The organism is Xanthobacter sp. BG11Y11_SDJG (genome assembly GCF_057364445.1).
Window position 1 is genome coordinate 1 of sequence record NZ_JBNFNU010000759.1, and the last position, 950, is coordinate 950.

General features: G+C 73.1%; 1 protein-coding gene and 1 pseudogene. One reads left to right on the forward strand and one right to left on the reverse strand.

Going from position 1 to position 950, the window contains the following annotated elements:
- Nucleotides 1–59: 59 nt before the first annotated feature.
- Nucleotides 60–500, reverse strand: a complete 441-nt coding sequence (locus AC2W7M_RS26340; protein WP_486136129.1) for a DUF2948 family protein — start codon at nt 498–500, stop codon at nt 60–62.
- A 173-nt stretch (nt 501–673) separates the two neighbouring features.
- Here AC2W7M_RS26340 and AC2W7M_RS26345 point away from each other — a divergent pair.
- Nucleotides 674–950 (forward strand): annotated as a pseudogene (locus AC2W7M_RS26345) (hypothetical protein); the annotation flags it as partial.

Below are 950 nucleotides of genomic sequence, written 5' to 3' on the forward strand. Positions count from 1 at the left end.
CGCTGGCCGCCGGTCGCGGGGGTCGCGGAAGCGTTCGCCGTTCGGCCGTTCCGGCCGCCTCAGGCGGCGCTGCCGGCGGCGTGCTTGGGCACGTGGGCGCAGCCCCAGGCGGGGCCGAGATCCTTGAGGCTCGCCTCGATGCACTCCACGTTGAGGCGCACCTCGGCACCGCCGGAGAAGGTGAGCAGCACGAAGCCCGAGGGCGCGTCCGTGACCTCGAAGGTGACGGCGAGGAGGTTGAGCACCCCCTCGCGCAGCGCCTCCTCGACGCCCCGGCACTGGACCTGCCGCACGCGCTCGAAATGCAGGCCCGCCCGCCGCCGCACGGTCTCGCCGGTGGCCGCCTTGTGGTCCCAGTCGAAGCGGTTGAGCAGCAGCGCGAAGCGCTGCGCGCGCGGCAGGAAGCCCATGTCGGCGCGCTTGACCAGCGCGTCCTGGAGATGGGCCGAGAGGATGGCGAGGTCTTCCTCGTCGAGGGCGAGCAGTTTCAAGGAGTTCATGGGCGCGGCCGCCTGCTTTGTGTTGAGGCGCAGATAGCGACGATGGGCCGGAGGTTCAAGGCGCGCGCCGGACTTTGCGCTGGCGCAATGGCTCAGCCGCGGCGTGCCGCTATCGAACAGGGAGCGCGTCCCTGGCCGGTCGCCAGGCCTTTCCCAGTGCCGACGAGGTCCCCGTGCGGCTGACCGGATCGCCATTCTCGACCGAAAGGCAGCGCGCCGCCGCGCTGCTGGCGGTCCTGTTCCTGATCCGCGCCGTGCTGCCCGCCGGATACATGGCCGCGCCGGCGCAGGCCGGCACGGCGGGGATCGTCTTCATCATCTGCCACGGCGGGGACGGGGAAACGGAGCGCGGGACGCCCGGCGCGCCCGCAAGCGCCCTGCCCACCCCATCGGCCCACTGCCCCCTGGCCCAGCCCACCGGCGCTGATGCTGCCGCCGGAGGGAACACCC